Source organism: Rhizobium sp. K102 (assembly GCF_022385315.1).
Taxonomy (GTDB): domain Bacteria; phylum Pseudomonadota; class Alphaproteobacteria; order Rhizobiales; family Rhizobiaceae; genus Rhizobium; species Rhizobium croatiense.
Map to the genome: position 1 here is coordinate 204,141 of NZ_CP092436.1, position 24,457 is coordinate 228,597.

31 protein-coding genes are annotated in these 24,457 nt (G+C 62.1%); 15 read left to right on the forward strand and 16 right to left on the reverse strand.

The genetic code is table 11. The features are described from left to right. Positions 1–74 precede the first annotated feature (74 nt). Entirely contained in the window at positions 75–1,097 is a 1,023-nt protein-coding gene (locus MHI61_RS06955; protein WP_239791446.1) for an NAD(P)-dependent alcohol dehydrogenase, read from the forward strand. Between the two features lie 39 nt (positions 1,098–1,136). Here the strand turns inward: MHI61_RS06955 and MHI61_RS06960 are convergent, their stop codons facing one another. Next, a complete protein-coding gene (locus MHI61_RS06960) occupies positions 1,137–1,547 on the reverse strand; it encodes a rhodanese-like domain-containing protein (RefSeq protein ID WP_097581914.1) in 411 nt (136 codons plus the stop codon). Between the two features lie 71 nt (positions 1,548–1,618). On the opposite strand from MHI61_RS06960, the gene ftrA reads away from it, so the two are divergent. Together ftrA and MHI61_RS06970 are read left to right on the forward strand one after the other, a co-directional pair. Next, positions 1,619–2,620, forward strand: a complete 1,002-nt coding sequence (gene ftrA, locus MHI61_RS06965) for a transcriptional regulator FtrA (RefSeq protein ID WP_239791447.1) — start codon at positions 1,619–1,621, stop codon at positions 2,618–2,620. Between the two features lie 819 nt (positions 2,621–3,439). Continuing rightward, positions 3,440–3,874, forward strand: coding sequence for a DUF6766 family protein (locus MHI61_RS06970; protein WP_097581911.1), 435 nt, complete (start codon positions 3,440–3,442; stop codon positions 3,872–3,874). A gap of 93 nt (positions 3,875–3,967) precedes the next feature. On the opposite strand, the gene preA is transcribed toward MHI61_RS06970, so the two are convergent. The 4 genes from preA to MHI61_RS06990 form a co-directional block, all read right to left on the reverse strand. After that, positions 3,968–5,281, reverse strand: coding sequence for an NAD-dependent dihydropyrimidine dehydrogenase subunit PreA (preA, locus tag MHI61_RS06975; RefSeq protein WP_183844326.1), 1,314 nt, complete (start codon positions 5,279–5,281; stop codon positions 3,968–3,970). A 15-nt stretch (positions 5,282–5,296) separates the two neighbouring features. Next, entirely contained in the window at positions 5,297–6,658 is a 1,362-nt protein-coding gene (locus MHI61_RS06980; RefSeq protein WP_239791448.1) for an NAD(P)-dependent oxidoreductase, read from the reverse strand. Positions 6,659–7,070: 412 nt separating this feature from the next. Continuing rightward, positions 7,071–8,066: a sensor histidine kinase gene (locus MHI61_RS06985; protein WP_170964835.1), complete on the reverse strand. Its 996-nt coding sequence runs from the start codon at positions 8,064–8,066 to the stop codon at positions 7,071–7,073. A 192-nt stretch (positions 8,067–8,258) separates the two neighbouring features. Continuing rightward, positions 8,259–9,053 carry a response regulator gene (locus MHI61_RS06990; protein WP_020922074.1) on the reverse strand — a complete coding sequence of 265 codons (795 nt, stop codon included), beginning with the start codon at positions 9,051–9,053 and terminating at the stop codon, positions 8,259–8,261. A 257-nt stretch (positions 9,054–9,310) separates the two neighbouring features. On the opposite strand from MHI61_RS06990, the gene MHI61_RS06995 reads away from it, so the two are divergent. Beyond that, positions 9,311–9,517 (forward strand): NepR family anti-sigma factor, encoded by a 207-nt coding sequence (locus MHI61_RS06995; RefSeq protein ID WP_012484947.1) that lies wholly within the window; start codon positions 9,311–9,313, stop codon positions 9,515–9,517. Positions 9,518–9,526: 9 nt separating this feature from the next. After that, positions 9,527–10,084, forward strand: a complete 558-nt coding sequence (locus MHI61_RS07000) for an RNA polymerase sigma factor (RefSeq protein ID WP_064684848.1) — start codon at positions 9,527–9,529, stop codon at positions 10,082–10,084. Positions 10,085–10,200: 116 nt separating this feature from the next. On the opposite strand, the gene MHI61_RS07005 is transcribed toward MHI61_RS07000, so the two are convergent. The 7 genes from MHI61_RS07005 to MHI61_RS07035 all read right to left on the reverse strand — a co-directional run bounded on the left by MHI61_RS07005 (position 10,201) and on the right by MHI61_RS07035 (position 15,228). Beyond that, positions 10,201–10,599 (reverse strand): hypothetical protein, encoded by a 399-nt coding sequence (locus tag MHI61_RS07005; protein WP_222145431.1) that lies wholly within the window; start codon positions 10,597–10,599, stop codon positions 10,201–10,203. A 9-nt stretch (positions 10,600–10,608) separates the two neighbouring features. Continuing rightward, positions 10,609–10,953: a DUF883 family protein gene (locus MHI61_RS07010; protein WP_097604204.1), complete on the reverse strand. Its 345-nt coding sequence runs from the start codon at positions 10,951–10,953 to the stop codon at positions 10,609–10,611. 148 nt (positions 10,954–11,101) lie between these two features. Further along, positions 11,102–11,896, reverse strand: a complete 795-nt coding sequence (locus MHI61_RS07015; protein WP_239791449.1) for a heme ABC transporter ATP-binding protein — start codon at positions 11,894–11,896, stop codon at positions 11,102–11,104. Between the two features lie 23 nt (positions 11,897–11,919). Then, positions 11,920–13,032, reverse strand: a complete 1,113-nt coding sequence (locus tag MHI61_RS07020; protein WP_239791450.1) for an iron ABC transporter permease — start codon at positions 13,030–13,032, stop codon at positions 11,920–11,922. A gap of 2 nt (positions 13,033–13,034) precedes the next feature. Next, on the reverse strand, positions 13,035–13,964 hold the full coding sequence (locus tag MHI61_RS07025) for an ABC transporter substrate-binding protein (RefSeq protein WP_239791451.1): 930 nt from the start codon (positions 13,962–13,964) through the stop codon (positions 13,035–13,037). 11 nt (positions 13,965–13,975) lie between these two features. Then, positions 13,976–15,025, reverse strand: a complete 1,050-nt coding sequence (locus MHI61_RS07030) for a ChuX/HutX family heme-like substrate-binding protein (protein WP_239791452.1) — start codon at positions 15,023–15,025, stop codon at positions 13,976–13,978. 20 nt (positions 15,026–15,045) lie between these two features. Beyond that, on the reverse strand, positions 15,046–15,228 hold the full coding sequence (locus MHI61_RS07035) for a hemin uptake protein HemP (protein WP_010023267.1): 183 nt from the start codon (positions 15,226–15,228) through the stop codon (positions 15,046–15,048). A gap of 176 nt (positions 15,229–15,404) precedes the next feature. Between MHI61_RS07035 and MHI61_RS07040 the strand changes: the two genes are divergently transcribed. From MHI61_RS07040 to MHI61_RS07060, 5 genes are all read left to right on the forward strand, one after another. Beyond that, positions 15,405–15,830, forward strand: coding sequence for a hypothetical protein (locus MHI61_RS07040; protein ID WP_239791453.1), 426 nt, complete (start codon positions 15,405–15,407; stop codon positions 15,828–15,830). A gap of 57 nt (positions 15,831–15,887) precedes the next feature. Then, the gene (locus tag MHI61_RS07045) at positions 15,888–17,171 is read left to right on the forward strand and encodes an energy transducer TonB (RefSeq protein WP_239791454.1); all 1,284 of its coding nucleotides are present in this window, start codon (positions 15,888–15,890) and stop codon (positions 17,169–17,171) included. Positions 17,172–17,279: 108 nt separating this feature from the next. After that, on the forward strand, positions 17,280–17,687 hold the full coding sequence (locus MHI61_RS07050; protein ID WP_039621588.1) for a DUF2325 domain-containing protein: 408 nt from the start codon (positions 17,280–17,282) through the stop codon (positions 17,685–17,687). Next, on the forward strand, positions 17,684–17,956 hold the full coding sequence (locus MHI61_RS07055; RefSeq protein WP_012484938.1) for a hypothetical protein: 273 nt from the start codon (positions 17,684–17,686) through the stop codon (positions 17,954–17,956). Before MHI61_RS07050 ends, MHI61_RS07055 begins: the two co-directional genes overlap by 4 nt. A gap of 9 nt (positions 17,957–17,965) precedes the next feature. After that, the gene (locus MHI61_RS07060) at positions 17,966–18,280 is read left to right on the forward strand and encodes an antibiotic biosynthesis monooxygenase (RefSeq protein WP_239791455.1); all 315 of its coding nucleotides are present in this window, start codon (positions 17,966–17,968) and stop codon (positions 18,278–18,280) included. 80 nt (positions 18,281–18,360) lie between these two features. Here the strand turns inward: MHI61_RS07060 and MHI61_RS07065 are convergent, their stop codons facing one another. Together MHI61_RS07065 and MHI61_RS07070 are read right to left on the reverse strand one after the other, a co-directional pair. Next, complete coding sequence (locus tag MHI61_RS07065) at positions 18,361–18,732, reverse strand: DUF423 domain-containing protein (protein ID WP_239791456.1); 372 nt, start codon at positions 18,730–18,732, stop codon at positions 18,361–18,363. Next, entirely contained in the window at positions 18,729–19,124 is a 396-nt protein-coding gene (locus MHI61_RS07070) for a group II truncated hemoglobin (protein ID WP_239791457.1), read from the reverse strand. Before MHI61_RS07070 ends, MHI61_RS07065 begins: the two co-directional genes overlap by 4 nt. Positions 19,125–19,284: 160 nt before the next feature. On the opposite strand from MHI61_RS07070, the gene MHI61_RS07075 reads away from it, so the two are divergent. The 5 genes from MHI61_RS07075 (at position 19,285) to MHI61_RS07095 (ending at position 22,715) form a co-directional block, all read left to right on the forward strand. Further along, positions 19,285–19,848: a TetR/AcrR family transcriptional regulator gene (locus MHI61_RS07075; RefSeq protein WP_239792796.1), complete on the forward strand. Its 564-nt coding sequence runs from the start codon at positions 19,285–19,287 to the stop codon at positions 19,846–19,848. 18 nt (positions 19,849–19,866) lie between these two features. Further along, on the forward strand, positions 19,867–20,208 hold the full coding sequence (locus tag MHI61_RS07080; protein WP_239791458.1) for an SMR family transporter: 342 nt from the start codon (positions 19,867–19,869) through the stop codon (positions 20,206–20,208). Between the two features lie 189 nt (positions 20,209–20,397). Further along, the gene (locus MHI61_RS07085) at positions 20,398–21,183 is read left to right on the forward strand and encodes a ThuA domain-containing protein (protein ID WP_239791459.1); all 786 of its coding nucleotides are present in this window, start codon (positions 20,398–20,400) and stop codon (positions 21,181–21,183) included. Positions 21,184–21,192: 9 nt separating this feature from the next. After that, on the forward strand, positions 21,193–22,236 hold the full coding sequence (locus MHI61_RS07090; RefSeq protein WP_097578201.1) for a Gfo/Idh/MocA family oxidoreductase: 1,044 nt from the start codon (positions 21,193–21,195) through the stop codon (positions 22,234–22,236). Between the two features lie 41 nt (positions 22,237–22,277). Beyond that, complete coding sequence (locus MHI61_RS07095) at positions 22,278–22,715, forward strand: EamA family transporter (RefSeq protein WP_239791460.1); 438 nt, start codon at positions 22,278–22,280, stop codon at positions 22,713–22,715. A gap of 101 nt (positions 22,716–22,816) precedes the next feature. Here the strand turns inward: MHI61_RS07095 and MHI61_RS07100 are convergent, their stop codons facing one another. Both MHI61_RS07100 and MHI61_RS07105 read right to left on the reverse strand, forming a co-directional pair. Beyond that, positions 22,817–23,212 (reverse strand): DUF1236 domain-containing protein, encoded by a 396-nt coding sequence (locus MHI61_RS07100; protein WP_097665115.1) that lies wholly within the window; start codon positions 23,210–23,212, stop codon positions 22,817–22,819. 131 nt (positions 23,213–23,343) lie between these two features. Beyond that, positions 23,344–24,456, reverse strand: coding sequence for an ABC transporter permease (locus MHI61_RS07105; RefSeq protein WP_239791461.1), 1,113 nt, complete (start codon positions 24,454–24,456; stop codon positions 23,344–23,346). Between the last annotated feature and the right edge of the window lies 1 nt (position 24,457).

Here is a 24,457-nt window from a genome sequence, read left to right on the forward strand (position 1 = left end):
CGATTTATTATCACAACAGCGGACGAATTTTCAACGATATACCTGCTGCTCCTCAATCGAGAAGGAGCAGAAAGATGCAGACGACAAGGCAGTGGCAGACCGAGGCAATCGGACCGGAAGCCGATCTGAAGATCGGTGAAGCCCGAATCCTCGAGGTGTCAGGCACGATGGTCCGGGTGCGGACGCAGGCCGTTTCTCTCAATTTCCGCGACAGGCTGGTCCTGGAGAGCGGCATGGGGCTGCCGCTACAGTTTCCCTTCGTGCCGGCCTCGGACATGGCGGGTGTGGTCGAGGCCGTCGGGCCTGAGGTCACGCGCTTCAAACCCGGCGACCGGGTGATCTCCACCTTTTCCCCGGACTGGATCGAGGGCCGGGGGCCGGGCACGGCCCGCACGCCGCACTACCGGACACGGGGCGGATTCTATCCGGGCGTGCTGTCCGAACATACCGTGCTTTCCGAGCAGTGGTTCACGCTTGCGCCGGCAACGCTCGATGCCGCCGAAGCTAGCACGTTGCCCTGCGCCGGCCTGACCGCCTGGTTCGCCCTCATTGAATGCGGCAGGCTTAAGGCCGGCGACAAGGTGTTGGTGCAGGGAACCGGCGGTGTCGCGCTCTTCGGCTTGCAGATCGCCAAGGCGCACGGCGCCGAGGTCTTCATTACGTCAGGCAGCACCGAAAAGCTCGAGCGGGCGTCCGCTCTCGGCGCCGATTATCTGATCAACCGGCACGAAGGCGACTGGGTGGAGCAGCTCTATCACTTGACCGGTGATTACGGCGCCGACCACGTGTTGGAAATCGTGGGCGGGCCGCATCTCGGCCAGGCTCTGAAGGCCGTGGCAGTCAACGGCCGCATCTCGGTGATCGGCGTGTTCGAGGGGTTCGACGTCTCGGGGCCTGCGGCGCCCTTACTTCTGAAGGCGCCCATCGTACAGGGAATTTCGGTCGGTCACCGCCGGGCGCTGGAAGATCTGGTGCGCGCGGTCGACCGGACCGGGCTGAAGCCTGTTATCGACAAGCGCTATGCCTTCGAGGAACTGCCGCAGGCGTTCGATCATCTCTATCGCGGCCCGTTCGGCAAGGTCGTCATCGAGTTTTGAAACACGCGCTCCCCTCGCGTCGTGGAGGGGAGCTTGCTGCTATTCGGCAGCGACGGCCTCGCTTTCGAACGCGAAACCTTCGTCGGCCCAGCCGGTCATGCCGCCGATCATGAGCTTCGCCCTCAGGCCGAGCTTGGCGAGGCGGAGAGCGGCCTTATCTGCGCCGTTGCAGTGGGGGCCGGCGCAATAGACGACGAACAGCGTGTCCCTTGCCCATTCCGACATGCGGTGCGCGGTCATCTTGCCGTGCGGCAGGTTGATCGCACCCGGCACGTGGGATTGCGCAAACAGGGCCGGCGAGCGCACGTCGAGGAGAACGAAATCGACCTTGGCGCCGGCAAAGGCGGCATGGACATCCGAGCAATCGGTTTCGAAAGCGAGCTTGGCAACATAGTGGGCGGCGGCGAGATCAGGCTCGGCGGCTGGTATTTCGGCGACGGGGCTTGGCATCTGTCTTTCCTTTCCGTGGTGGAATTGCAGCTTGGTATCGCCGATGGTAGAGCTTTGCGAAATTGGCCATCATGACTGACTGCGTAAAGATCATGCCAAACACTTCGCCGCATCAGACGAAAGGACCGCTGGTCGCAGCCCTTGCCTATGACGGGCTCTGCACCTTCGAATTCGGCATCGCCTACGAGGTCTTCGGCCTGCCGCGTCCGGAGATGGGCGATAGCTGGTATCGCTTCTCCGTCTGCGGTATCGGGCCGGGGCCGCTGCGCGCCGCCGGCGGGTTGACGGTCGCCGTCGACAAGGGACTGGAGGTGCTTGAGGAGGCGGATCTGATCGTCGTGCCGGGCTGGCGGGCGATCGATGCGCCGGTGCCTGCGCCGCTCGCCGCGGCGCTTAGAGTAGCCCATCAGCGCGGCGCGCGCATCATGTCCCTGTGCTCCGGCGTCGCGGTCCTGGCCGGATCAGGGCTGCTTGCCAATCGCAAGGCGACCACGCATTGGCGCTACGTCGCCTCGATCGCCGCGCGTTATCCCGACATCACCCTTGACGCCGATGTTCTCTACATGGACGAGGGCAGCCTGCTGACCGCGGCGGGCAGTGCGGCCGGCATCGATCTCTGCCTGCATGTGGTGCGCGGCGATTTCGGCGCCGATGCCGCCAACAGCGTGGCGCGACGGCTCGTCGTTCCGCCGCATCGCGAGGGCGGGCATGCGCAGTTCATCGCGGCTCCCGTGCCGGAAGAGCGCGAAGGCATCCGTCTAGGGCCGCTGATCGAATGGATGCGGGAAAGCCTATCCGAGGAGCAGCCGATCAATCTGCTCGCCAAAAGAGCGGGCATGAGCATGCGCACCTTTCAACGCCGCTTCGAAGCCGCAACGGGTGAGAGTGTTGGCGAGTGGCTGCTGAAGGAGCGGCTGCGCCATGCGCGCGATCTGCTGGAGAAGGAGCTTGCGGTGTCGCTCGACGACATCGCGATATCAAGCGGCTTCGGCACGCTGGCGACGATGCGGCACCATTTCCGCAGGCGGCTCGGGACGAGCCCAAGCGCGTATCGGAAATCATTCTGTGGTTAGCGCGCCTCATGCTTGCAATTACGCCTGACTTCGCTAAACGGGCGCTCTCTATTGTTCTGGAAAGGGAGCGCCACGATGACGAATATCTCCGCACGCCCCGAGAGGGTTTCGGCTTAGGTCGGCCAAAGGGCTGATGATGCCGGTTGAACATCGCCGTTTCAGTGATGAAGACCACTCATATCCAGAGTTCATTATCACGGCAATTCTATCAGGAGCGGAAGCTCCCCGATGACGTCGGCGTCGGATCCGGCGGTCATCAATCTCCTGGAACCGCAAGAGCAGGGATCGGCGCGGCCGAGTTTTCGATCAGTTCGACGTCGCCATGAACCAGGTCTTGACCCGGGCTTCGGACGGGAAGGATTTACGCCGGTTCGACGTGACCTCAAAAGCTGAAGTCGGTGAGGTGATTGGGAGCCAGGGCTGCCTCCTCTTCGTTGGTACGCTGCGGCGTGCCGCGTGCTCGTCATAAGTCTAATGTTGCGGATCGAACTTTGCCGCAGCGTTGCAAAGCCGTCACTCGGCCGTCCCGGCGGGGCGCCGACAGGAACTGTCTCGAAGGCCGCATCTGGACATTATGCGAAAGCCTCCTCCGGAGCGGAGCGGTTTCGAGGAACCCCGCCCTTCTAGAACCGTTAGAGGTTTCCAGTAGGGACAAGTTCACAATGTCGGGCGCAATCAGCGCGTTCATCGACGTCATCCGCGGTCTCCGGGCCGGATCGCTTGAAGGGCAGGCCCGGGATCGGCTGATATGGATCTCGGCAAATGCTGTTGGTCGCGACCGCCGGCACTCGAGGAGGGAAGCCTTCCAAAGGAGGTATCATGTTCAAGAAGTACGCCTATGCCTGGATCACCGTCGCATTCTTTCTATTTTCGCTCGTCGGCCATTGGATGTTCGGTTGGTTCGCCTTTGTCGGCGAGCAGCAGAGCCACGGGCAAGCGCCTGATATCAATGCCTATCTCATGGAAATGAGCAGAGACACCTTTGAAAACTGGCAGTCCGAATTCCTGCAATTGCTCTGGCAGGTCGTTGGTCTTGCCTATTTTCTTTATATCGGCTCTCCGTCTTCAAAGGAAAACGATGACCGCACGGAAGCAAAACTCGATGCTCTCATCCGGCTAAATGCCGGAGAGAAGGGTGAAGTGATCATCGCCGAGATCGATAAGCACTTCATGAGAACCGGAGGGCATGCGGGACCATACGAGCATGAGTTGGAGATGCGCAGGGGGCCTCACAGGACCGGCGGCGCCACTTGAGCCAATCTCAGGCCGGCGACCGCGCACTTTGCGCGACAGCTCCAGCGATCCGAAGCACGCCGCGGGCGATATTCGCCGCGGCGTTGCCATTCGTCACTCCGCCGCCTGGCGGGCCATCGGGTTGTTTGGATGTGTCGTCCAGTTGGCATAGTTCGGATCGACGACGCGGCCGGTGCGCTTGTCGAGGGTGCCGGCAGCCAGCGGTTCCATGGTGATGCAGTTCTCGACCGGACAGACGTTGACGCAGAGATTGCAGCCGACGCATTCCTCTTCGATCACCTCGAAATGGCGCAGCCCATTGACGACGTTGGTGATCGCCTGGTGCGAGGTGTCCTCGCAGGCAATGTGGCAGCGGCCGCATTTAATGCAGGCATCCTGGTCGATCTTCGCCTTGGCGACGTAGTTGAGGTTCAGATATTGCCAGTCGGTGACATTGGGCACGGCGCGGCCGGTGATGTCGTCGAGAGTGCGGTGGCCCTTTTCGTCCATCCAGTCGGAGAGGCCCGAAATCATCTCGTCTACGATCTTGAAGCCGTAGGTCATCGCCGCGGTGCAGACCTGGACGTTGCCGGCGCCGAGAACGAGGAATTCGGCGGCGTCGCGCCAAGTGGTGATGCCGCCGATACCCGAGATCGGCAGACCGTAGGTTTCCGGATCACGGGCGATTTCGGCCACCATGTTGAGGGCGATCGGCTTGACCGCCGGGCCGCAATAACCGCCATGGCTGCCCTTGCCGCCGACCGTCGGGTTGGGGGCAAAATTGTCGAGATCGACGGAGACGATCGAATTGATCGTGTTGATCAGCGAGACGGCATCGGTGCCGCCGGCCTTGGCGGCGCGGGCGGGACGGCGAATATCGGTGATGTTGGGCGTCAGCTTGGTGATGACGGGCATGCGAGTGTACTGCTTGCACCAGCGCACGACCATTTCGATATATTCCGGCACCTGGCCGACGGCCGATCCCATGCCGCGTTCCGACATGCCGTGCGGACAGCCGAAATTGAGTTCGATGCCGTCGGCGCCGGTCTCTTCGACCAGCGGCAGGATCGACTTCCAGGCCTGTTCCTCGCAGGGCACCATGATCGAGGCGATCAGCGCCCGGTCCGGCCAGTTCATCTTGACCTGCTTCATTTCACGCAGGTTGGTGTAGAGGTCGCGGTCGGTGATGAGCTCGATATTGTTGAGTCCGAGCAGGCGGCGGTCGGCGCCCCAGATCGCGCCGTAGCGCGGGCCGTTGACGTTGACGACGGGCGGGCCTTCCTCGCCGAGCGTCTTCCAGACCACGCCGCCCCAGCCGGCCTTGAAGGCGCGCTCGACGTTGTAGGCCTTGTCGGTCGGCGGCGCTGACGCCAGCCAGAACGGGTTGGGGGATTTGATGCCGACGAAATTATTGCGGAGATCAGCCATTGTTCATTCTCCCCTTCAAGCAACCGCGACAGCCGGAGCGGCTGCTGCGGAGAGGGCGCGATGGATGGATTCAGCCGCGTCGCGGCCGTGCGCGACGGCGGAAACCGTAAGATCCTCGCCGCCGAAGACGCAGTCGCCGCCGGCCCAGACGCCGTCGAGGGAGGTGCGGCCCTCGACGTCGACCGCGATGCGACCGGATTCCATGCGAAGCGAACCGAGGCCGGAGGCGTCAAAGGTCTGGCCGATCGCCTTGAAGATCTGGTCGGCGGCAATCACGCCGGTTTCGCCGGTGCCGACGAGGCGGCCTTCGACGAGCTTGGTGTATTCCACTTCGATGGCGGCGACCTTGCCGTCCTGAGCCAGGATCGACTTCGGCGCCAGCCAATGGCGGATGATGACGCCTTTGGAGCTTGCCAGATCCTGCTCGTATTCCGAGGCGTTCATATGCTCCTTGCCGCGGCGGTAACAGATCGTCACCTCCTCGGCGCCGAGCAGCTTTGCCTGCACGGCAGCGTCGATCGCCGTCATGCCGCCGCCGAGGACGACGACGCGGCGGCCGATGGCGATATCGCTCTTGTCATCAGCCTGACGCAGTTTGGCGATGAAATCGACGGCATCGTCGACACCGGCAAGGTTTTCGCCCTCGATGCGCAACGCGTTGACGCCGGCAAGGCCGATGCCGAGGAAGACGGCATCATATTGCGCCTGCAGATCGGCAAGTGAAAAATCGCGGCCGAGAAGGGCGCCGTGGCGCACCTCGATACCGCCGATTGAGATGATGTAATCGACTTCCTGCTGGGCGAAGTCGTTGACCGTCTTATAGGTGGCGATGCCGTATTCGTTGAGGCCACCGGATTTTTCCCTGGCATCGTAGATGGTGACCGAGTGGCCCTTCACCGCCAGGCGGTGCGCAGCGGCCAGTCCTGCCGGGCCGGCGCCGACGACGGCGATCTTCTTTCCTGATGCTTCGGCCCTGATATAGAACTGCTTGCCGGCCTGCATGGCGGCATCGGTCGCGTAACGCTGCAGGCGGCCGATCTCGACAGGCCGTTCTTCCGCCGTGTTGCGCACACAGGCCTGTTCGCAGAGCTCTTCGGTGGGACAGACGCGGGCGCACATGCCGCCGAGGATATTCTGATCGAAGATCGTCTTCGCCGAGCCGATCGGATTGCCGGTCGAAATCTGCCGGATGAAGAGCGGAATGTCGATCGAGGTGGGACAGGCCGTCATGCACGGCGCGTCATAGCAGAAATAACAGCGGTCGGCGGCGACCAGCGCCTCGTGATTGTCGAGGCGTGGATGCAGATCGGAAAAATTAGCCTCATACTCGGCGGGCGATAGCCGGCCGGCATGAATCCCAGTTTCCAGTCGTTCCATTGAAGTTCCCTCATTATTGGTAAACGGCCTGTGAGGGAAAGCGTAACTCAGGTTTAAAAATTTATCAAACGGTAAAATTTTGACGGTTCGCTCTCTTCCATGCTTGCGCAAGCCGCTGTTTTCACACGAGAAATTTCCCCGCCTCAGGCCTGCGAAATATTTGCGCGTTCGGCTCAGAAGGGGAGTCCGAAAAAAGGAGTCAAAAAAGTGGAATTATTTACGATCGCAGGGAACCAAATTTGGACGTCGTCGTTATTGCGATATCCGGATGGTGATCGCATCGACCCAACATGCGCGCCCCCAACCCACTATCCGGACGTACTCACGGTCCCCTCCCGGTGAGTGAAGACAGCCGGTGCGCCGCCCTCGCACCGGCTGTTTTTCTGTGTTTCGCTCGTCTTATTTTCCCACTTCAGATGCGCTTGAAGATCTCGAATTCGGTCTCGGGAATGGTCAGCCGATATTCGATGCGGCCCGGCACAAGGTTCAGTTCCGCCTTGCCGTTGACCGACGAGGGCACGACACGCTCCAGCACGGTGCGGCCGAAGCTGTTGTCGCTGAATTCGTGGACTTCCGACTGATCCTGCAGCACTTCCGCCCAGGCGATCTCGATCGCCCTTCTGTCGCCGATCGCAGCTTCCCGGCAGTTGAGCGTGATGGAGGCAGCGCCGCCGGCAATCGCGCCATAGGAGGCGGAGTTGACGATGAGTTCGTGGAGGGCAAGTCCAAGATGCACAGCGGCATTCGGCGTCAGATGCGCGTTGATGCCGTAGATCGGCATGGAGCCTGATGTTTCCGGCCAGTAGGGGGCGAACTGTTTTTCGGCGAGTTCGAAGAGATAAGCGCCGCGCCAGCTCGAATCCGTGATCAGGTCCTGGGAATTGGAAAGCGATTGCAGCCGCCCGCGGAACTTCAGGAGGAAGCTGTCGAGAGAGAGCGTGTTGCGCGCCGTCTGCGTGGCAATGCCCTGGATGATGGCGAGAAGGTTCTTCGAGCGGTGCGAGAGTTCGCGCAGCAGCGATTTCAGTACTTTTTCACGATGCCGGCTTTCGGTGACCTCCGTCATGACGGACAGAAGCCCATGCGTGCCGCGTGCACCGGTGCGCTGGATTTTCAGTTCATAGGTGCGCATTTCGCCGTCGACGTCGATCTCGACCTCGGCATTGTTGGGGATGCCGGTCTCCAGCACCTTGTGTTTCAGCGCTGTCAGATACTGCCCATGGATATCACCGAAAAGGCCGGCATCAGTGCCGCCGGGCATGAAGCGCGCCGCGAAATACGGCGGCAAATTTTCGGCGTAGAAAATCGAAAGCCGGGCGTCCTGGCAGAGTATTGAAATACCGGCGCTGCCGAGCGCCCGTTCCATCATTGCGGCTTTGCCTTCGAAGGTGAAAGGCGTGCCCGACAATGGTTCAGTCGTATTCACTCGGCCGCCTTTCCTTGTGACGTCTTGAACGTCGCTGAAGGGAACGCCCCTTCAGAAACCGTCTGCCAACTTTAGAACAAAGCGCTGCAAAAACCGTTAAGGCCTTCGGCGCGTCCCGGCAGCACCGGAACGCCTGTTTCGACGGTTTGGTTCCGAAGGCCGGAAAATTGCGTCTCAGGCGGCTACCTTGGTCGATTCATTGAAGAAAAGCGCCTGGCTGATCAGTGCCTTGACCATGTCGGGGTTGAAAGGTTTGGTGACGAGGAAAGTCGGTTCGGGGCGCTCGCCGGTCAGAAGCCGTTCCGGGAAAGCGGTGATGAAGATCACCGGCACGCTTGACGTCTTGAGAATGTCGTTGACGGCATCGATGCCGGAACTGCCGTCGGCAAGCTGGATGTCGGCGAGCACCATGCTCGGTTTCGTCTTGTTGTAGAGCGCGACGGCTTCGGCATGGGTGCGGGCAATGCCGGTGACGCGATGGCCGAGACTTTCGACCATCTGCTCGATATCCATGGCGATCAACGGCTCGTCCTCGATGATCATGATATCGGTTGCCACCTGACGGGAAATCTCCTGCGAAGCCTTGTCGAGCAGCTGCATGACATCCTGTTCGTCGAGCTCGAGAATTTCGGCGATTTCAGCGACGCGGAAATTCTCCACGGAAGCGAGCAGAAAGGCCTGACGGGCGCCTGGCGAAACTTTGGACAGATTGAGGGTGGCGCGCTGTTCCCACGCATATGGCGAGGTCGGCTCTGGAATCTGAACTGCAGTGGAACCAAACAGTTGCGTAAACAGTTTGTAGAGGGCGACCCGGTCATTCGCCGTATCCGGGAAAATCGACAGATCGGCGATGATGGCTTCAAGAACGGCGGCGACATAGGCGTCGCCCGAAGTCTGAGTGCCGGTCAGTGCGCGGGAATAGCGACGCAGATAAGGCAGGTGCGGCGCAATTCGAGTAGAAAGTGTCATATATGGCTCCTGTATACAGGCCGGCATTGGCTTCAATGACCGATTAACGTCATCTTGATAAAAAAGTTCCGGAACGGCAGGAACTTTTTTTGCCGCGCCGCATTATTCCAGCCGACATAGAAAGGGCGTAGCATTTTGACCCACGCAGCGGCAAACCTCGGCGACATCGATCATCGAAAGCCTCGGTCTCGCTGGTTGAAGTCGTGATGATGCCCGTGCACGCCCCCAGAACAGACAACCGGCGAGAAGACGAATTGATGACCACACGCAAGAAAGAAGCAGCCGATCAGCGCAAGCTGGAGCTGCGGGCAAGCGATATCCTGGACCCGAACAACCAGATCGGCGTCAAATTGCGGTCGCTTTATGCGGCCGCACAGGGTGAAGCGATCCCGGATCGTTTTCTCGATCTTCTCGAAAAGCTCGACCATGCCGAGATGATGGCTTCCGCCAAGATGGCCGAATAGGATCGCCGCATGGAAGATAAAATGCAACCCAGCTTCAAGCGGGAACTGCTGGCGGCCCTGCCCAGTCTTCGCGCCTTTGCAATCTCGCTCATCGGCCGCCACGACCGTGCCGACGATCTTGTCCAAGATACGATCATGAAAGCCTGGGCCAAGCAGGATCATTTCGAGATGGGCACCAATATGAAGGCCTGGCTCTTCACGATCCTGCGCAACGAGCTCTACAGCCAGATGCGGAAAAGCGGCCGCGAGGTGCAGGACAGCGACGGCCTGTTCACCGAATCGATGGCGATGCATCCCTCGCAATATGGCGCGCTCGATCTGCAGGACTTCAAGAAGGCGCTCGACCAGCTGCCGCCGGACCAGCGCGAAGCGATCATCCTCGTCGGCGCCTCGGGCTTTTCCTACGAGGAGGCCGCCGAAATCTGCGGCTGCGCCGTCGGCACTATCAAGAGCCGCGTCAACCGCGCCCGCCAACGCCTGCAGGAATTGCTGCAAATCTCGGGCGAAGCCGATTTCGGCCCGGATGCTACCTCGGCGCCGCTGACCTCGAAGGCGTTTGCGTTCTGAGGAGAGATCGAGAGGCCGGCTGCCTGTAGCGGCGCCGGCTTTTTGCATCGTTTTAGAGATCGATCGTCATTCGGAGCACCACCTCTTCGGCGTCGGGGAGGCGCGATGCAAGGAATTCAATCCTCCCGCTTCGATCCCACCAGATTGGCCGCGACGATGGCCGCCAGCACGCCGGCGGTCAGCAGGGGCTGGGCGCGGACGAGGCCGAGCCCGACTGCCGCCAACGATTCCAACGCCGCGCGGCGCTCGCGGGCGCGGCGTTTGTCCTGGGCGTTGATCATCACCATCACCACCACCAGGATGACGGCGATCAGCAGCGCACAAGCGGCCAGGAAGAGGGCGGCGCCGACGGGGCCGTAGATGCCGGCGAGCCAGATGGCGCCGGCGGTGACGGCCAGCGCATAGGCGGTGAGGAGGAAGAGCAGGGCGAGCGCAAGGAAGATGCTAGTGCGCTTGGCGCGCGCGACGGTCCGATGCACGCTTGCGCCTGTCAGCAGGCTGAGGATCGAGAGCATCGCGCTTCCTCAGCGCCGCGCGAGGAAGGCGATGGCCAGGCCGAAGGCGGCTGCGGCGCCGATCGTTGCCAGCGGATGTTTGCGCACGGTCTCGCGCATCTCGGTCGCGCCGCGCTCGTAGCCATGCTGCAATTCGCGTAAGAGATCCTCGCTGCGGCTGAGCAGTTCCTCATAGCCGGCGCTTGCCTGGCTGCGCATCTTATCGCCCTGATGGCGCGAACTCTTGCCGACCAGGCGCGTCAGTTCCGCGAGCTCATCGCGCAGCGCCTCGATCTGTTCCTCGATGCCGGATTCGAAATTGTGGAAGGTGCCGTTGCGGCGGCTGCGGCCGGAGTGAAAGATGGAATAGGTCATGGCTGTCTCCATTGGCTGGGGCGCGCGCAAGCCCGCCTGTTCTGCACCGGGTCACCACCGTTCGTTGCATAGAGGAGACCGCGCGGCATTGACCCAAATCACTGCCGAGAACGTGCCGGGCGCTCAAAAGTTCCGCCGGGCTCGGCGGTTAGCGCTGGGAAACGGCGCTGTGGGCGAGCACGAAGGGCGTGCCGTCGGCAGGCACCTGATTGATGCGCAGCGCGCAGCCGAAGACCGAGAACATGGTCTTATCGGTCAACACCTCATCGATGCCGCCGGCGGCGGCGAGGCGGCCGGATTTCATCAGCACGAGGCGGTCGGCAAAGAGCGCCGTCAGGTTGAGGTCGTGCATGACGGCGATGACGCCGCCGCCGCGTTCGCAGAAATCGCGGGCGAGCGACATGATGGTCAGCTGATGGCTGATGTCGAGGCTGGAGACCGGCTCGTCGAGCAGCAGCCAGCGGGACTTGCCGTCGACGACGGGCTCGGCGATCTGGCAAAGCACGCGGGCAAGCTGCACACGCTGCTGCTCGCCGCCGGAGAGTTCCTGATAGAAACGGCCTTCGAAGCCGGAAAGGTCGACGGACGCAAGAGCTGCGGCCGCCGTCTCATCGGCCTGGTCGGGATTGAGATTGAGGCCCGAGGTCAGGCCCATGCGGACGATCTCGCGCACGGTGAAGGGAAAGGAGATGGTGCTTGCCTGCGGCAGCACGCCGCGAATGGCCGCAAGCTGCCAGGGTTTCAGTCCTCGCACCTCGCCGCCGCCGATGCGCACCGAGCCATCATAGGCAAGCTCGCCGGAGATCGCTTTCATCGTCGTCGTCTTGCCGGAGCCGTTCGGCCCGGCAATCGCCGTCAGCTCGCCGGCCTTCGCGGTGAAGGCGACGTCACTGATGATTAATTTGCCGGAAAGGCGCACGGAGAGGCCGGACACTTTGATCATCTGCACGTCACTCACAAGATCGCTCACAGGGCAAGGCGCGAACGCTGCTTCAGCAGGATCCACAGGAAGAAGGGGCCGCCGACCGCTGCGGTAATGATGCCGATCGGCAGTTCGGCAGGGGCGACCAGGGTGCGCGCCAGGACATCCGCGAAGATCAGCAGCGAGCCGCCGAGCAGGGCTGCGGCCGGCAGCAGGAAACGATGATCCGGGCCGATCGCCATGCGCAGGATGTGCGGCACGACGATGCCGACGAAGCCGATGCCGCCGCTGACGGCGACGGAAGCGCCGGTCGCCGCGGCGACGCCGACGATCGCGACATTCTTCAGCCGCTGCACCGGCACGCCTATATGAAAGGCGGCTGCCTCGCCGAGCGTGATGGCATTGAGGCCGCGGGCCATGAAGGGCAGGGCCATGAAGGACAGCAGGATGATCGGGCCGGCGGCGGCGATCTTCGTCCATGTGGCGCCGGCAAGCGAGCCCATGCTCCAGAAGGTCAGGTCGCGCAGCTGCTGGTCGTTGGCGACGTAGATCAGCAGGCCGGTCAGGGCGATGGTGAGCGCGCCGAGCGCGATGCCGGCAAGCAGCATCGTCGCCACCGAGGTCTGGCCGTGACGGGTGGCGATCCGGTAGAGCAGCAGCGTCGTGACCAGACCGCCGCCGAAGGCGGCCACCGGCAAGGCATAGATGCCGAAGAATGCCTGGAACGGTGCCGCGAGACCGCTGCCGAGCACGATCATGGCGACCGCGCCGAGGCTTGCGCCGGAGGAGACGCCGACAAGGCCCGGATCGGCGAGCGGATTGCGGAACAGGCCCTGCATCACCGTGCCGGAGACAGCCAGCGAGGCGCCGATCAGAAAGCCGAGGATCGTGCGGGGAAGGCGGATATCGAAGATGATGATCCGGGCACGGGCGCTCAGCGCCGCCTCCGAGCCGGTCATGTTGCCGATGACGTCGAGGATCGAGGCATCCGAGGCGCCTGTTGTCACCGAAAACAGCATCGCGAAGGCGGAGCCGGCGACAAGCAGCGCGATCGCCAGCACGGCGAGCCGCGTTCTGTCGCCCGCCCGCCTGGTTTCGCCGATCTCTGCCATCGCAAAGCGTCGCCCTCGTTGCGTCATTGCTTGCGGCAGGGCCATGATCAGCCCCCGTAGATCGCCGCGTTGAGCTCGCGCGCGGCGGCGGCCGTACGCGGGCCGAAGCCGAGCAGGTAGATGCCGTCCATCCGCACGATCGCCTTCTTCTCGCCGGCCGGCGTCAGCGCGATCGCCGGCTGGGCCAGCAGGTCCTCGTTTCTGGTGCCGGCGCCATCGCCGCGGTTCATCATCAGGATGATGTCGGGCTTGGCTTCGATGATCGCCTCGTCCGTCAACGGCTTATAACCGGGGAATGCGCCGACGGCATTGACGGCGCCGGCAAGCTGGATGATGCCGTCGGCCGCCGTGCCGGTGCCCGAGGCCATGATCCGGCCGTTCTGGGCGCTGAGGATGAAGAGAACGCGCTTGCGTTCGGCCTCCGGGCGCTTTTCTGCGTCGGCGATCGCCGCATCGAGATCGGCCGCGACCTTTCCTTCAAGCGCCTTCGCCTTGTCGGGCACGCCGAGCAGCGCGCCGACGCGATCGATCTTGGCGATGATGCCGTCGCGGGTGAACGCGCTCGGCACGGTCTCGAAGGGCACGCTGGCATTCTTCAGCACGGCCAGCGCCTCCTTAGGGCCCGAACCCTCGACGGCGATGATCGCCGTCGGGTTCATGGCGAGGATGCCTTCGGGCGAGAGCGCGCGCATATAACCGACATTGGGCAGTTTCAGCGCCGCTTCCGGATAGGTGCTCGTCGTGTCGCGGGCGATCAGCCGGCTTTCCTCGCCGAGCGCATAGACGATCTCGGTGATATCGCCGCCGACCGAAACCAGGCGCGACGTGTCGAGCTTGCTGTCCTCGGCGCGGGCGGCGCGGACAAAGGCGATGCCTTTGACCGCCGGCGCCGAAGGGATCAGCGGCAGCGCCATGACGGCCGCCGTCAGCGCCAGTTGCCAGGGGCGGATTCGGCGCAGATTGTTACGCATCGTCATCGTTGGGATCCTTATGCGGCGACACTTGCTGCCCGCGGCAGGTTTTCGATGATCTCACGCCATTCGGCGCGTTCGTCAGAGCCTTCCTTGCGCTTGCCGAAGAACTGGATGATCATCTCGCCGTCAGCATTGTAAGCCTCGAGCGAAGTGACGTGGCCGTCCTTGGTCGGCTTGCGCACGGCCCAGGTCTCGGCGATGTGATCCTGGCGCAGATGCAGGTGGAAGGTCGGGTCCATGATATTGATCCACGGGCCCATGGTCTGCACGTTGAAGATCGGGCCGGAATGGATCTGGACGATGCCATTATTGGCGACGAAACACATGATCGGCAGACCTGATTTCACCGAGGCATGCATCATCTCCGCCGTCGCGCCGTTGTCGAGCTTCCAGGCATAGTCGTCGCCGACGCTGCGGATGGCCGCCTGGCGGCCGATCTTCAGGCGCTTCAGCATGCCGAAGAACTCATGCGTGTCGGTGAGCTTGCTCCAGTTGTCGCGCAGCGCGTCGCGGTCGACATCTGCGGCTTCATCGGCGGCATTGGAGATCTCCGCCTCGACGAATTCCTGCGACTGGTCTTCGAGCTTCAATTCGGCGACGATCGCGTGATAGGCCTCGACGTTCGAATTCGGTCGCAGATGCACCTTGTGCACGGCGTTGCCCGCCTTGTCGAAATATTGCAGGCTGAGACGCTCCTGGTCGCCATCCTTTTTGGATACGGCGAAACCATGCTCCCAGCGGCTCGGGAAGATGCGCAGGTCGATGTTCTCGCCGAGCACGATCGCGCTCTGCATGCCCATCTTGATGTTTTCGAAGACGCCGATCTTCTCGTGCACGGCGCTTTCGTTGCGCGACAGCGCCATCACTTCGCCGAGGCCGGCGACGCGTTCCAGAAGCTTCAGCGCGCTGCCATCGATGCGGGTCACGCTGATGCCGGTTTCGGCGGCGACGAGGGCTGCCTCGGAAATCTTCAGCCGGGCGGCGATATCGCGCTCGCGCATCTTTGGATTTTCAGCGCGAAACGCACGGATTTCGGCTGGCGCCGGTCTTTTCTGTTCAGTCATGTCTTACCTACTTATTGGCCCTATTTATTAAGAATGAGCTTGCCCTGGCGGGTGATCTTCAGGCGGTAGACCAGCCCGTCGTGTCTGATCACGATCTCGTTCGTGCCGCGGAAAAGATCCGCGCTGTCGACGATCCGCTGTTGCGCCGCCGGCTCGCTGGGCAGCGGCGCATGCTTAAAGCTATCTGGCTTTTCAACCATCATGTCGGTTGGCAATTCCGTGAAGCCGGGGATCGGTGGTCCCCGGTGTGGTGACAATTAACTTGACTTTCTTACTCATAGTTTTTTAAAGACGCAATAGGAGACTAACGTAGTCAAGTTTTTGAGATTGCTGATTTGCTGCCGCCTGCCGGCGGCCTGCGACAATGGCGGAGAAGATCATGACGGGTAGGTTTGCGGCCGTTGCGGCCGGCTGGGTGATGGCGGTTGCGAGCGTATGCCAGGCACAGGAGACGGCGCCGGCAGCCTCTCTCAATGTCGAGCTCAACGCGCTGGCGCCCTCGCAGAAGGGCTGCATGATGACCTTCGTCGCGCTCAACCACCTGCCCGCCGCCATCAACAAGGTCTCCTTCGAACTCGCCTTCTTCAACGACAAGAACGCCGTCGACCGCATCACGGTACTCGATTTCCGCGATCTGCCGCAGGGTAAGAAGCGCGTGCGTCAGTTCGACATGCCGAATGTCAAATGCGAGAGCGTGACCCGCATCCTCATCAACGACACGCCGGTCTGCGACGGGCCGGCTGCCGGCGAATGCATGAAGGGCCTCGTCGCCCGGTCGCAGATTTCCGTTCCCTTCGAGGGCTAAGAAGACGCCGGGGATGATCCCCGGCGGGCATGTTTCAGGCTGTCCGAGGCATAGACAATGGCGATTTCAGCGAAAACCAGATCGAGACAGGTGCTCATCGGGGAGGCGGACGCCGGCGGCAGCCTGAACGACAACACGCCCGGCATGCATCCCGGCCACGAGCTCTCCGAACTGCGCAACGCGCAGCGGCAGCCGGCCGGCGAAACGGTGATCCACTACACGCGTTTCGCGCAGATTTCATCCTTCCCGGATCATCCGGAAACTGCGCCGGCAGCTCCCGTTTCCGCGCCGCCGATGGACGCGGCGGTGGAAAAACAAGAAGCAGAGAAGACACCGGTGCGGCGGCGGGTGGCGCTGAGTTGCTTTTGTTCGCTGATTTTCCATGCGACGTTGGCCGCAATGCTGATCGTTGCCTTCCCCCACATTCCGGAAGAAGCAATCGAGGAAGCCGGCGAAACTGTCAGCGTCGTCATGTATGGTAATTCCGACGTCGACCAGACCGCTGCAGGCGAGACCGATGTGACCGTACAGGAAGAAATCATTCCAGAGGCGGTAGAGCCGGAGACAATCCAGCCGACCGAAGTCTCGCCCGTACCTCAGGATCCGATCCAGCTAGCCTCTTTTCCAGAGGTAACGCGCGTTTCGCCGGAGACTGCGGCGGCGGTCGAGCCGGAAATCCTCGTTTCCGAAGTTCCGGCGGAAACTGCCGTCGCACAACCAATGTCGACGGTCGTTCCCGAGGAGCAAAAGCCTGCTGCCGAGATACCCCCGGTCGTTCAGCCATCCGAGACGCCTCCTCTCGCCGCAGTCGAGCCCGAGGAGGTCAAGCCCGTCGAAACGGCCGAGGTGCAGCCGGAGCCGGACGTGCCGCAGGAGGTCGTGACGCCGAAGCCGAAACCGAAAGCAGTGACTGAGGAAAAGCCGAAACCGGTCGAGAAAAAGCGCCCGCCGAAAAAGACTGCCGGGTCGAAAGGCGAGGCGCAGCAGGATTCTACGCGTGGTGTTGCCGAAGGTAATCCTTCAACGCAGTCAGATCAAAACTCGCGCACAGCCGGGAATAACAATGGAATCGGAACTGCAGCCTTTGCCAATTATGACGGAAAGGTCCGCAGCCGTATTCGTCGTGCGATGAGGACACCTCGCAGTGTCGAAGGAACTGTCGTCATCTCGTTTTCCGTGAATGGCAGCGGCGGTTTGACGTCCGTCCGCGTGGTCAACGGATCCGGCATTCCGGAAATCGATCGGCTTGCCGTCGATGCCGTCAGGCGCGCAGCACCATTCGGTCCAACGCCGGGTGGAAACGGAAGGAACTTTACGGCGGTGCCGATTGAAGTTGAATAAATATGATAAGAATAATCAACTTTATACTTTACTATAAAAATCAAGTTTAATAAGGTCCGTTCGCACACGCAGGAATCGTGTGACGATCAACGAGCGAACGGGTGGTAAATGGCTCGCAAGGGCAAGAAGGGTTCGAACCGGGAGGTCCGCGACAGCGCGGGCGAGGACGCAAGTCAGGCATCCCCCGGACGGTCCAAACTGGATGGCCGCAGTTTCCTCTATGTCGGCGGGCGCGACTGCCAGGTGGCGCATCTTCGCCAAATCTGCAGCAATTTCGGCGCCGAGCTCATTCATCACGACGGCGGCCTGCGCGAAGCGGTGTCCCGCATCGATACCGTGCTTCCCTCGGTCGACTGCGTCTTCTGCCCGATCGACTGTATCAGCCACGATGCCTGCCTTCGGGTGAAGACCGGCTGCAAGAAGTTCGGCAAGGCCTTCATCCCGCTGCGCAACGGCAGCAAATCCAGCCTGGAGCGTGCACTGCAGACGATGAACGAACGAGACAATTCCCGATGAACGACCAGCACCCCGACGGCTTCACCATGATCGGCCTGCACAAGCTCGCCGCGCAGAGCGGCGACGGACTCGTGCCCGAACTCTACGAACTTTTTCAGCAGCATGCCGAACGCCAGCGGATCTATCAGAATGTGACGCTGTTCCCGACCTGGGAGGCGCGCATGCCTGGAGAAGCGACAACGAGAGCACTTGGCCCGGCGGCGGCAAACGGCAATAATATTCTCGCCTTTCCCGCGCTTGCGGCAAGGGCCGATAAGCGGAAGGCGTAGGGAGATTTCATGTATATCGCAATGAACCGCTTCAAGGTCGCAGCCGGCATCGAGAGTGATTTCGAGACGGTTTGGCGCAATCGCGATTCCAGCTTGGCCGAGGTGCCCGGTTTCGTCGAATTTCGCCTGCTGCGCGGCAAGGCCAACGAAGAGGAAGGCTATACGCTCTATTCCTCGCACACGGTCTGGAAGAGCGAAGCGGATTTTCAGAACTGGACGAAGTCCGAGAATTTTCGCGCCGCGCACCGAAATGCCGGCGACCGCAAGGCGATGTATAAGGGACCGCCGGTGTTTGAGGGCTTCAATGTGGTCGATGGGATATAGCCGCTGACAGTTAGCTTGGCGTCCGTAGCCCCTCATCCGCCCTTCGGGCACCTTCTTCCCGCCCGGGTAGAAGGGGAGATCTACGCCCGAACCCGCAAGACCGCGCCCGCCGCAACCGCCAGCCAGCCAAGCATCATCGCCCAGCCGCCGGTCGGCGCGGCATAGGGGAAGAGGCCGGAACCGGCAAAACGCAGCGAGACCAGGTCGCCGGCGAAGAGCAGCGTTCCGACAATCATCAGAAAACCGGCCAGCCAGGCGGTTTTGAGCCTTGCGGTGCCGAGAGCCAATGCCAACAGGGCAGGGGCGTGCGCCAGGCACATGGCGGATGCCGATGCGGCCAGGTTGGCTTGCCCGCCGCCATGGGCGGCAAGAGCGGCAAGCGCGACGCCGGCCACGCCGAACAGGCCGGCAAAGAGATAGAGCGCCGGTTCCAGACGCGCATTCAGGCTCATGGCTGTTCCTTGTTCTGCATGTGGTAGGCGAGGCGCTCGACCGGCGCCCAGATGAGATCGCGCAGCGCCCGGCTTGATATCGTCTCGTCGAGGGCGCGGCGGAAGCAGAACAGCCATTCGTCGCGCTCGACAGGGCCGATCTCGGCGACGAAATGACGGCCGCGCAGGCGCGGATGGCCGCGTTTGTCGGTATAGAGCGGCGGGCCGCCGAGATAACCGCTCATATATTCGTAGAATTTCTCTTCGCTCTCCTGAAGGCTCGGCGGGTGCACGGCGCGCACATTGCTTGCCTCCGGCAGCCTGTCCATCAGCTCATAGAAACGATGCGTCAGCGCCCTGACGGCGGGATCGCCGCCGATCGCTTGATATAAAGTGATGACCTTCTCCGTCACGAAACCACCCCAAATGTCTTTCCCCGCCCTTTCATGCACCGGGCGGAAAATGATCGCAACTGTCATCAAGCTGCCGCGGCATTTCGCGCATAATGCCGGCGCCGCAAGGGGTCCATCGATTCTTCTTGACAAAACCGTCCGGACGGTATCTTTATCTCGCATGTCGAACGCTCATCACCGCAAGAAACAACCGGCCCTCGTGCGCCAGCAATTGCTGGATGTCGCCGCGCGTCTTGCTGCGAGCGAAGGCATGGGCGCGGTCACGCTCGATGCGGTGTCGGCCGCCGCCAGCGTCAGCAAGGGCGGGCTGCTGCATCACTTCCCGACCAAGAATGCGTTGCTCGACGCCCTATTCGTGAGCTTGCTTGAAACGTTCGACGCCGATATCGAGGAGCTGATGCGGGGAGATCCGCTGCCGCAGGGCCGTTTCACACGCGCTTACGTCATGGCGGTATCCGGTCTCAAGCACCGTCCCGACGATTCCAGAAATTGGACGCAGGTGACGATCGCGCTGCTTGCCGAACCCCGACTGCGTCTGCGCTGGCGCCAGTGGGTGCAGGCGCGGGCAGAGGAATATGTCGGCACCGATTCCTCGCTCGACGCCCAGATCGTGCGGTTTGCCGCCGACGGGCTTTGGTTCGCGGACACGCTGGAAAGCCACGATATCGACGGTGCCCTGAGGCGGGATCTCATCGTCCGCCTCGTGGAGCTGACCGGCAAGTAATCCGAAAAGGAATTCGTCATGAGCCAGGCCGCCGTCTACGGGCTGCTTTTTGCCGCCATCGTGCTCGAAGTCATCGGCACCACCGCGCTGCAATTGTCACAGCAGTTCACCCGTATCGGGCCAACGGCGCTCGTCGTCGCCTGTTATGCGGCCGCCTTCTATTGCCTGTCGCTGACGCTGAAGAGCATCCCGGTCGGTATCGCCTATGCGATTTGGAGCGCTTTGGGAATCGTGCTGATTTCCTCGGTCGGGCTGATCTTCTTCAAGCAACGGCTCGACCTGCCGGCAATCCTCGGGCTTGGGCTGATCGTATCCGGCGTCGTCGTCGTCAACCTGTTTTCGAAATCCGTTTCGCATTGATATTGCTGCGATATTTCCTAAAGCCGTTGTCCGCCCACGAGAGAAATTTTCCCCTTTGTCAAATTCCTGACAAAGGGCTATGTGTTGCTTGAACGTGGAGGAGAATGAGGCGCACGCGGCGCCAGTTTCCAAAGCGCTTTGAATCCTGCCTTCCCGCCTTTCGGGACTTCCACTCTACAGGAGCACAGCATGGCCATTCGCACCGTCGTCTGGGGAGAGAATATCCACGAGAATACCAATGAGATCGTCCGCGGCATTTACCCCGAAGGCATGCACACGGCGATCGCCGATGCGCTGAATACGGATCCCGCCATCTCCGCGACGACGGCGACGCTGCAGGAGCCGGAACATGGCCTCAGCGAGGCCCGGCTTGCCGAGACCGATGTGCTGACCTGGTGGGGCCATAAGGATCATGGTGCGGTCTCCGACGTCGTCGTCGAGCGTGTCGCCAGGCGCGTCTGGGAGGGCATGGGCCTGCTGGTGCTGCATTCCGGTCATTTCTCGAAGATCTTCAAGCGGCTGATGGGCACGCCCTGCGCGCTGAAGTGGCGCGAGGCGGGCGAGCGCGAGCGGCTGTGGACGATCAACCCGCGCCATCCGATCGCCGCCGGCATCGGCGAGCATTTCGAACTGGAGAACGAGGAAATGTACGGCGAGCAGTTCTCGGTGCCGGAGCCGCTGGAAACCGTGTTCATCTCCTGGTTCCAGGGCGGCGAAGTGTTCCGCTCGGGCCTGACCTGGCGGCGCGGCGCCGGCAATATCTTCTATTTCCGCCCCGGCCACGAGACCTATCCGACCTATCACGACGCCAATGTCCAGAAGGTGCTGATCAACGGCGTCAAGTGGGCGTATAACCCTGAAGCGGCGTTGACTGCTATTACCGACGCTCCAAATGTGCCGGTAGAAAAGGCGCTGGAGCCGATCGTCGAACGCGGCCCGAAACTGCACCAGGCCGGCGAAGCCGGTTACCGCTGAGGAGCATTCATGCGACTACTCGTTCTTGGCACGGGCGTGATGGCGAAAAACCAGCTCACCCACTTCAGCAAAATCGACGGCGTAACGGTGGTCGGCGCCGTCGACACCGATCCCGACCGGCTTTCCGCCTTCGCCGACAAGTTCGGCATCGAAAAGCGGTTTCTGTCGCTGGATGAGGCGATCGCCTGGGGCGAATTCGATGCGGCGACGAACATCACGCCCGACCGCATCCATCACCCGACGACGCTGGCGCTGATCGCCGCCGGCAAACATGTGCTCTGCGAGAAGCCGCTGGCGGAAAATTATCCGAAGGCGCTGGAGATGACGGAAGCGGCCGAAAAGGCCGGCATCATCAACATGGTCAACCTCACCTATCGCAATGTCGCGCCGCTGCAGCGCGCCCGCGAGATGGTGCTCGCCGGCGAGCTCGGCACGATCAAACATGTCGAGGCATCCTATCTGCAGAGCTGGCTCGTCTCGCGTGCTTGGGGCGACTGGCGCACGGAATCGACCTGGCTGTGGCGGCTGTCCACCGGGCATGGCTCGAACGGTGTGCTCGGCGATGTCGGCATCCACATCCTCGATTTCGCCGCCTATGGCGCCGCGACCGACATCGATCATGTCTTCGCGCGGCTGAAGACCTTCAACAAGGCGCCGGGAGGCCAGATCGGCGAATATATGCTCGACGCCAATGACAGCTTCACCATGTCGGTCGATTTCGCAAACGGCGCGCTCGGCGTCATCCATGCCAGCCGCTGGGCGACGGGCCATCTGAATGAACTGAAGCTGCGCATCTACGGCGAGAAAGGCAGCCTCGAGGTCATTCATCGCCCCGGCGGTTCCGAATTGCGCGGCTGCCTGGGCGAGGATGCCGAGACCGCCACCTGGAGGGAGATCGAGGTGACGCCGGTGCCGACCAACTACCAGCGCTTCGCCGAGGCGGTAGCAAGCCGCATCCAGCCGGATCCCAATTTCCGCCACGCCGCCAACCTGCAGAAGGTTCTCGACCTCGCCATGGTCACCGAGCGTGAGCGGCGCGAGCTGAAGGTCTGATCCTGCGGGAGAAAGAGAGGCGGAGGGCGGGGACAAGCTGCATGAAAAGCCTTCTCACAAGCTGGCCGCTTTGGGCGCTTCTTTCCGCCTGCTTCGCAGCGCTTACCGCGATTTTCGCCAAGGTCGGCGTCGAGAACGTCAATTCCGACTTCGCGACCTTCATTCGCACCATCGTCATCCTGCTGGCGGCGGCAATCATGGTCTCCGTATCAGGCAGCTGGCAGGAGCCGTCCTCGGTGTCGAGCAGGAGCTGGCTGTTCCTGGTGCTCTCCGGTCTTGCCACCGGCGCATCCTGGATTTGTTATTTCCGGGCCTTGAAGCTCGGCGATGCCGCCCGGGTGGCGCCGATCGACAAGCTCTCCGTCGTCTTCGTCTCTGTCTTTGCTGTGCTCTGCCTGGGTGAACGCCTGACGCTGCCGAACTGGCTCGGCGTCATCATGATTGCCGGAGGCGCCGTACTCGTCGCCTATAGGGCTTGAACCGGCGCAGGCAAGGATGCGTTGGCGCAAGCAAACGAAAAGGCCCCGCCGAAGCGGGGCCTGAGGTAGCCGAGCCGCAGCAGGCGGCTTCGACGATCTTATTATTCGATCACCTGCACCACGCGGTGGGTGCGGGGCTCGACGATCACACGGCGATCGTTGACGACGGTATAGGCATATTTCGGGTTGTCGGGCACCGGAGTGACGACGACATCAGCCGGAAGCGGCTTGCCGACGACGATCGGTTGTTCGACGACCACGCGAGAGGTCGGGGCCGGCTGCTGTTCGACATAGGTGACGACCTCGCGCGGCGGCGGATCGATAACGGCGCCGGCAACACCGCCGGCCACGCCGCCAACGGCAGCACCCACGGGACCACCGACAATCGCGCCGGTGATGGCGCCACCGGCAGCACCGGTGACGGCTCCGTCAGCCAGAGCATTGGTGGCAAAAGACGACAGCGCAAGGGCGCTGGAGACAAGTAGAATCTTGTACATTTTGCTTCTCCTTTGCTGGGGTTGCGTCTCGTTAACGACGCCATCTATTCGATGTTCCCGCTGCAAAAAGTCACGCTTTGGAAGGCTGATTCATATTCTGTGAGGCCGATGAAGCATTGGCTGGACGTCGATTATTCCAGCCGCCGGCGGAAGAGCCAGGCGGCGGCGCTGAGCGTGACGGTGGCGATCAGCGCCAGCGGGATCGTCTGGTTTATCACCTCGCTCAAGGGGATATCCTTGAGGAAAACGCCTTTGACGATCACCAGGAAATAACGCAGCGGATTGATGAAGGTTATTGGCTGCAGCCAGCCTGGCATGTTCTCGATCGGGGTCGCGAAGCCGGAAAGTAGCATGGCCGGGACCATGAACAGGAAAGCGCCGAGGATCGCCTGCTGCTGCGTCATCGACAGCGCCGAGATGAAGAGGCCGAGGCCGGCGACCGAGCCGAGGTAGAAGATGGCGCTGCCGTAAAGCAGGAAGAGTGAGCCGCGCAGCGGCACCTCGAAGAGGAAGACGGCGGCCAGGATATAGACGGTGATGTGGAACAGGCCGATCATCATCGGCGGGATCAGCTTGCCGATCAGGATCTCGTGCAGGCGCAGCGGCGAGACCATCAGCTGATCGAAGGTGCCGAGTTCGCGCTCGCGGGCGATCGACAAGGCGGTGACGATCAGGCCGATCAAAAGCGCGATGCTGGCGATCAGGTTCGGCACCATGAACCACTGGTAGGTGAGGTTGGGGTTGAACCAGTTGCGGGGCATGGTCGAAACGATCTCGGGGCCGGCGCGCCTGCCTGCAGGTGTCTCGGCGGCAAGGGCCGCGCTGATCTGCGAGAGGTAGCCGGCGACGATCTGCGAGGCATTGGAACGGCGGCCGTCGAGGATCACCTGCAGATCGGCCGGCGCTTCCGCCTCGATGTTGCGGGAGAAATCCGGGCCGATTTCGATCGCTGCGATCACTGTCTGGTTGTCGATTGCCACCTGAACTTCGGCCGGATTGGCGGCGATCTCGATAGTGCAAAAGGTCGGCGAGCCATCGATGCGCTCGATCAGTTCTTGGCCCCAGTGGCCGCTGTCACGGTTCAAGATCACGACGTCGACATTGCGCACTTCGAGCGTGGCGGCATAGGAAAAGACCAGAAGCTGGACGATCGGTGGGCCGATCAGGATGGCGCGGCCCTTGGGGTCGCGCAGCACGGCGAGCAGTTCCTTGACGATGAGGGCGTAGAGCCTTGTCCATCCCATC

Excerpts from the sequence above, each read along its gene's own strand:
- MHI61_RS06955 (WP_239791446.1), top strand. The coding sequence starts at position 75 with ATGCAGACGACAAGGCAGTGGCAGACCGAGGCAATCGGACCGGAAGCC.
- MHI61_RS06960 (WP_097581914.1), bottom strand. The coding sequence starts at position 1,547 with ATGCCAAGCCCCGTCGCCGAAATACCAGCCGCCGAGCCTGATCTCGCC.
- ftrA (WP_239791447.1), top strand. The coding sequence starts at position 1,619 with ATGACTGACTGCGTAAAGATCATGCCAAACACTTCGCCGCATCAGACG.
- MHI61_RS06970 (WP_097581911.1), top strand. The coding sequence starts at position 3,440 with ATGTTCAAGAAGTACGCCTATGCCTGGATCACCGTCGCATTCTTTCTA.
- preA (WP_183844326.1), bottom strand. The coding sequence starts at position 5,281 with ATGGCTGATCTCCGCAATAATTTCGTCGGCATCAAATCCCCCAACCCG.
- MHI61_RS06980 (WP_239791448.1), bottom strand. The coding sequence starts at position 6,658 with ATGGAACGACTGGAAACTGGGATTCATGCCGGCCGGCTATCGCCCGCC.
- MHI61_RS06990 (WP_020922074.1), bottom strand. The coding sequence starts at position 9,053 with ATGACACTTTCTACTCGAATTGCGCCGCACCTGCCTTATCTGCGTCGC.
- MHI61_RS06995 (WP_012484947.1), top strand. The coding sequence starts at position 9,311 with ATGACCACACGCAAGAAAGAAGCAGCCGATCAGCGCAAGCTGGAGCTG.
- MHI61_RS07000 (WP_064684848.1), top strand. The coding sequence starts at position 9,527 with ATGGAAGATAAAATGCAACCCAGCTTCAAGCGGGAACTGCTGGCGGCC.
- MHI61_RS07005 (WP_222145431.1), bottom strand. The coding sequence starts at position 10,599 with ATGCTCTCGATCCTCAGCCTGCTGACAGGCGCAAGCGTGCATCGGACC.
- MHI61_RS07010 (WP_097604204.1), bottom strand. The coding sequence starts at position 10,953 with ATGACCTATTCCATCTTTCACTCCGGCCGCAGCCGCCGCAACGGCACC.
- MHI61_RS07015 (WP_239791449.1), bottom strand. The coding sequence starts at position 11,896 with ATGATCAAAGTGTCCGGCCTCTCCGTGCGCCTTTCCGGCAAATTAATC.
- MHI61_RS07020 (WP_239791450.1), bottom strand. The coding sequence starts at position 13,032 with ATGGCCCTGCCGCAAGCAATGACGCAACGAGGGCGACGCTTTGCGATG.
- MHI61_RS07025 (WP_239791451.1), bottom strand. The coding sequence starts at position 13,964 with ATGACGATGCGTAACAATCTGCGCCGAATCCGCCCCTGGCAACTGGCG.
- MHI61_RS07030 (WP_239791452.1), bottom strand. The coding sequence starts at position 15,025 with ATGACTGAACAGAAAAGACCGGCGCCAGCCGAAATCCGTGCGTTTCGC.
- MHI61_RS07035 (WP_010023267.1), bottom strand. The coding sequence starts at position 15,228 with ATGATGGTTGAAAAGCCAGATAGCTTTAAGCATGCGCCGCTGCCCAGC.
- MHI61_RS07040 (WP_239791453.1), top strand. The coding sequence starts at position 15,405 with ATGACGGGTAGGTTTGCGGCCGTTGCGGCCGGCTGGGTGATGGCGGTT.
- MHI61_RS07045 (WP_239791454.1), top strand. The coding sequence starts at position 15,888 with ATGGCGATTTCAGCGAAAACCAGATCGAGACAGGTGCTCATCGGGGAG.
- MHI61_RS07050 (WP_039621588.1), top strand. The coding sequence starts at position 17,280 with ATGGCTCGCAAGGGCAAGAAGGGTTCGAACCGGGAGGTCCGCGACAGC.
- MHI61_RS07055 (WP_012484938.1), top strand. The coding sequence starts at position 17,684 with ATGAACGACCAGCACCCCGACGGCTTCACCATGATCGGCCTGCACAAG.
- MHI61_RS07060 (WP_239791455.1), top strand. The coding sequence starts at position 17,966 with ATGTATATCGCAATGAACCGCTTCAAGGTCGCAGCCGGCATCGAGAGT.
- MHI61_RS07065 (WP_239791456.1), bottom strand. The coding sequence starts at position 18,732 with ATGAGCCTGAATGCGCGTCTGGAACCGGCGCTCTATCTCTTTGCCGGC.
- MHI61_RS07075 (WP_239792796.1), top strand. The coding sequence starts at position 19,285 with ATGTCGAACGCTCATCACCGCAAGAAACAACCGGCCCTCGTGCGCCAG.
- MHI61_RS07080 (WP_239791458.1), top strand. The coding sequence starts at position 19,867 with ATGAGCCAGGCCGCCGTCTACGGGCTGCTTTTTGCCGCCATCGTGCTC.
- MHI61_RS07085 (WP_239791459.1), top strand. The coding sequence starts at position 20,398 with ATGGCCATTCGCACCGTCGTCTGGGGAGAGAATATCCACGAGAATACC.
- MHI61_RS07090 (WP_097578201.1), top strand. The coding sequence starts at position 21,193 with ATGCGACTACTCGTTCTTGGCACGGGCGTGATGGCGAAAAACCAGCTC.
- MHI61_RS07095 (WP_239791460.1), top strand. The coding sequence starts at position 22,278 with ATGAAAAGCCTTCTCACAAGCTGGCCGCTTTGGGCGCTTCTTTCCGCC.
- MHI61_RS07100 (WP_097665115.1), bottom strand. The coding sequence starts at position 23,212 with ATGTACAAGATTCTACTTGTCTCCAGCGCCCTTGCGCTGTCGTCTTTT.
- MHI61_RS07105 (WP_239791461.1), bottom strand. The coding sequence starts at position 24,456 with ATGGGATGGACAAGGCTCTACGCCCTCATCGTCAAGGAACTGCTCGCC.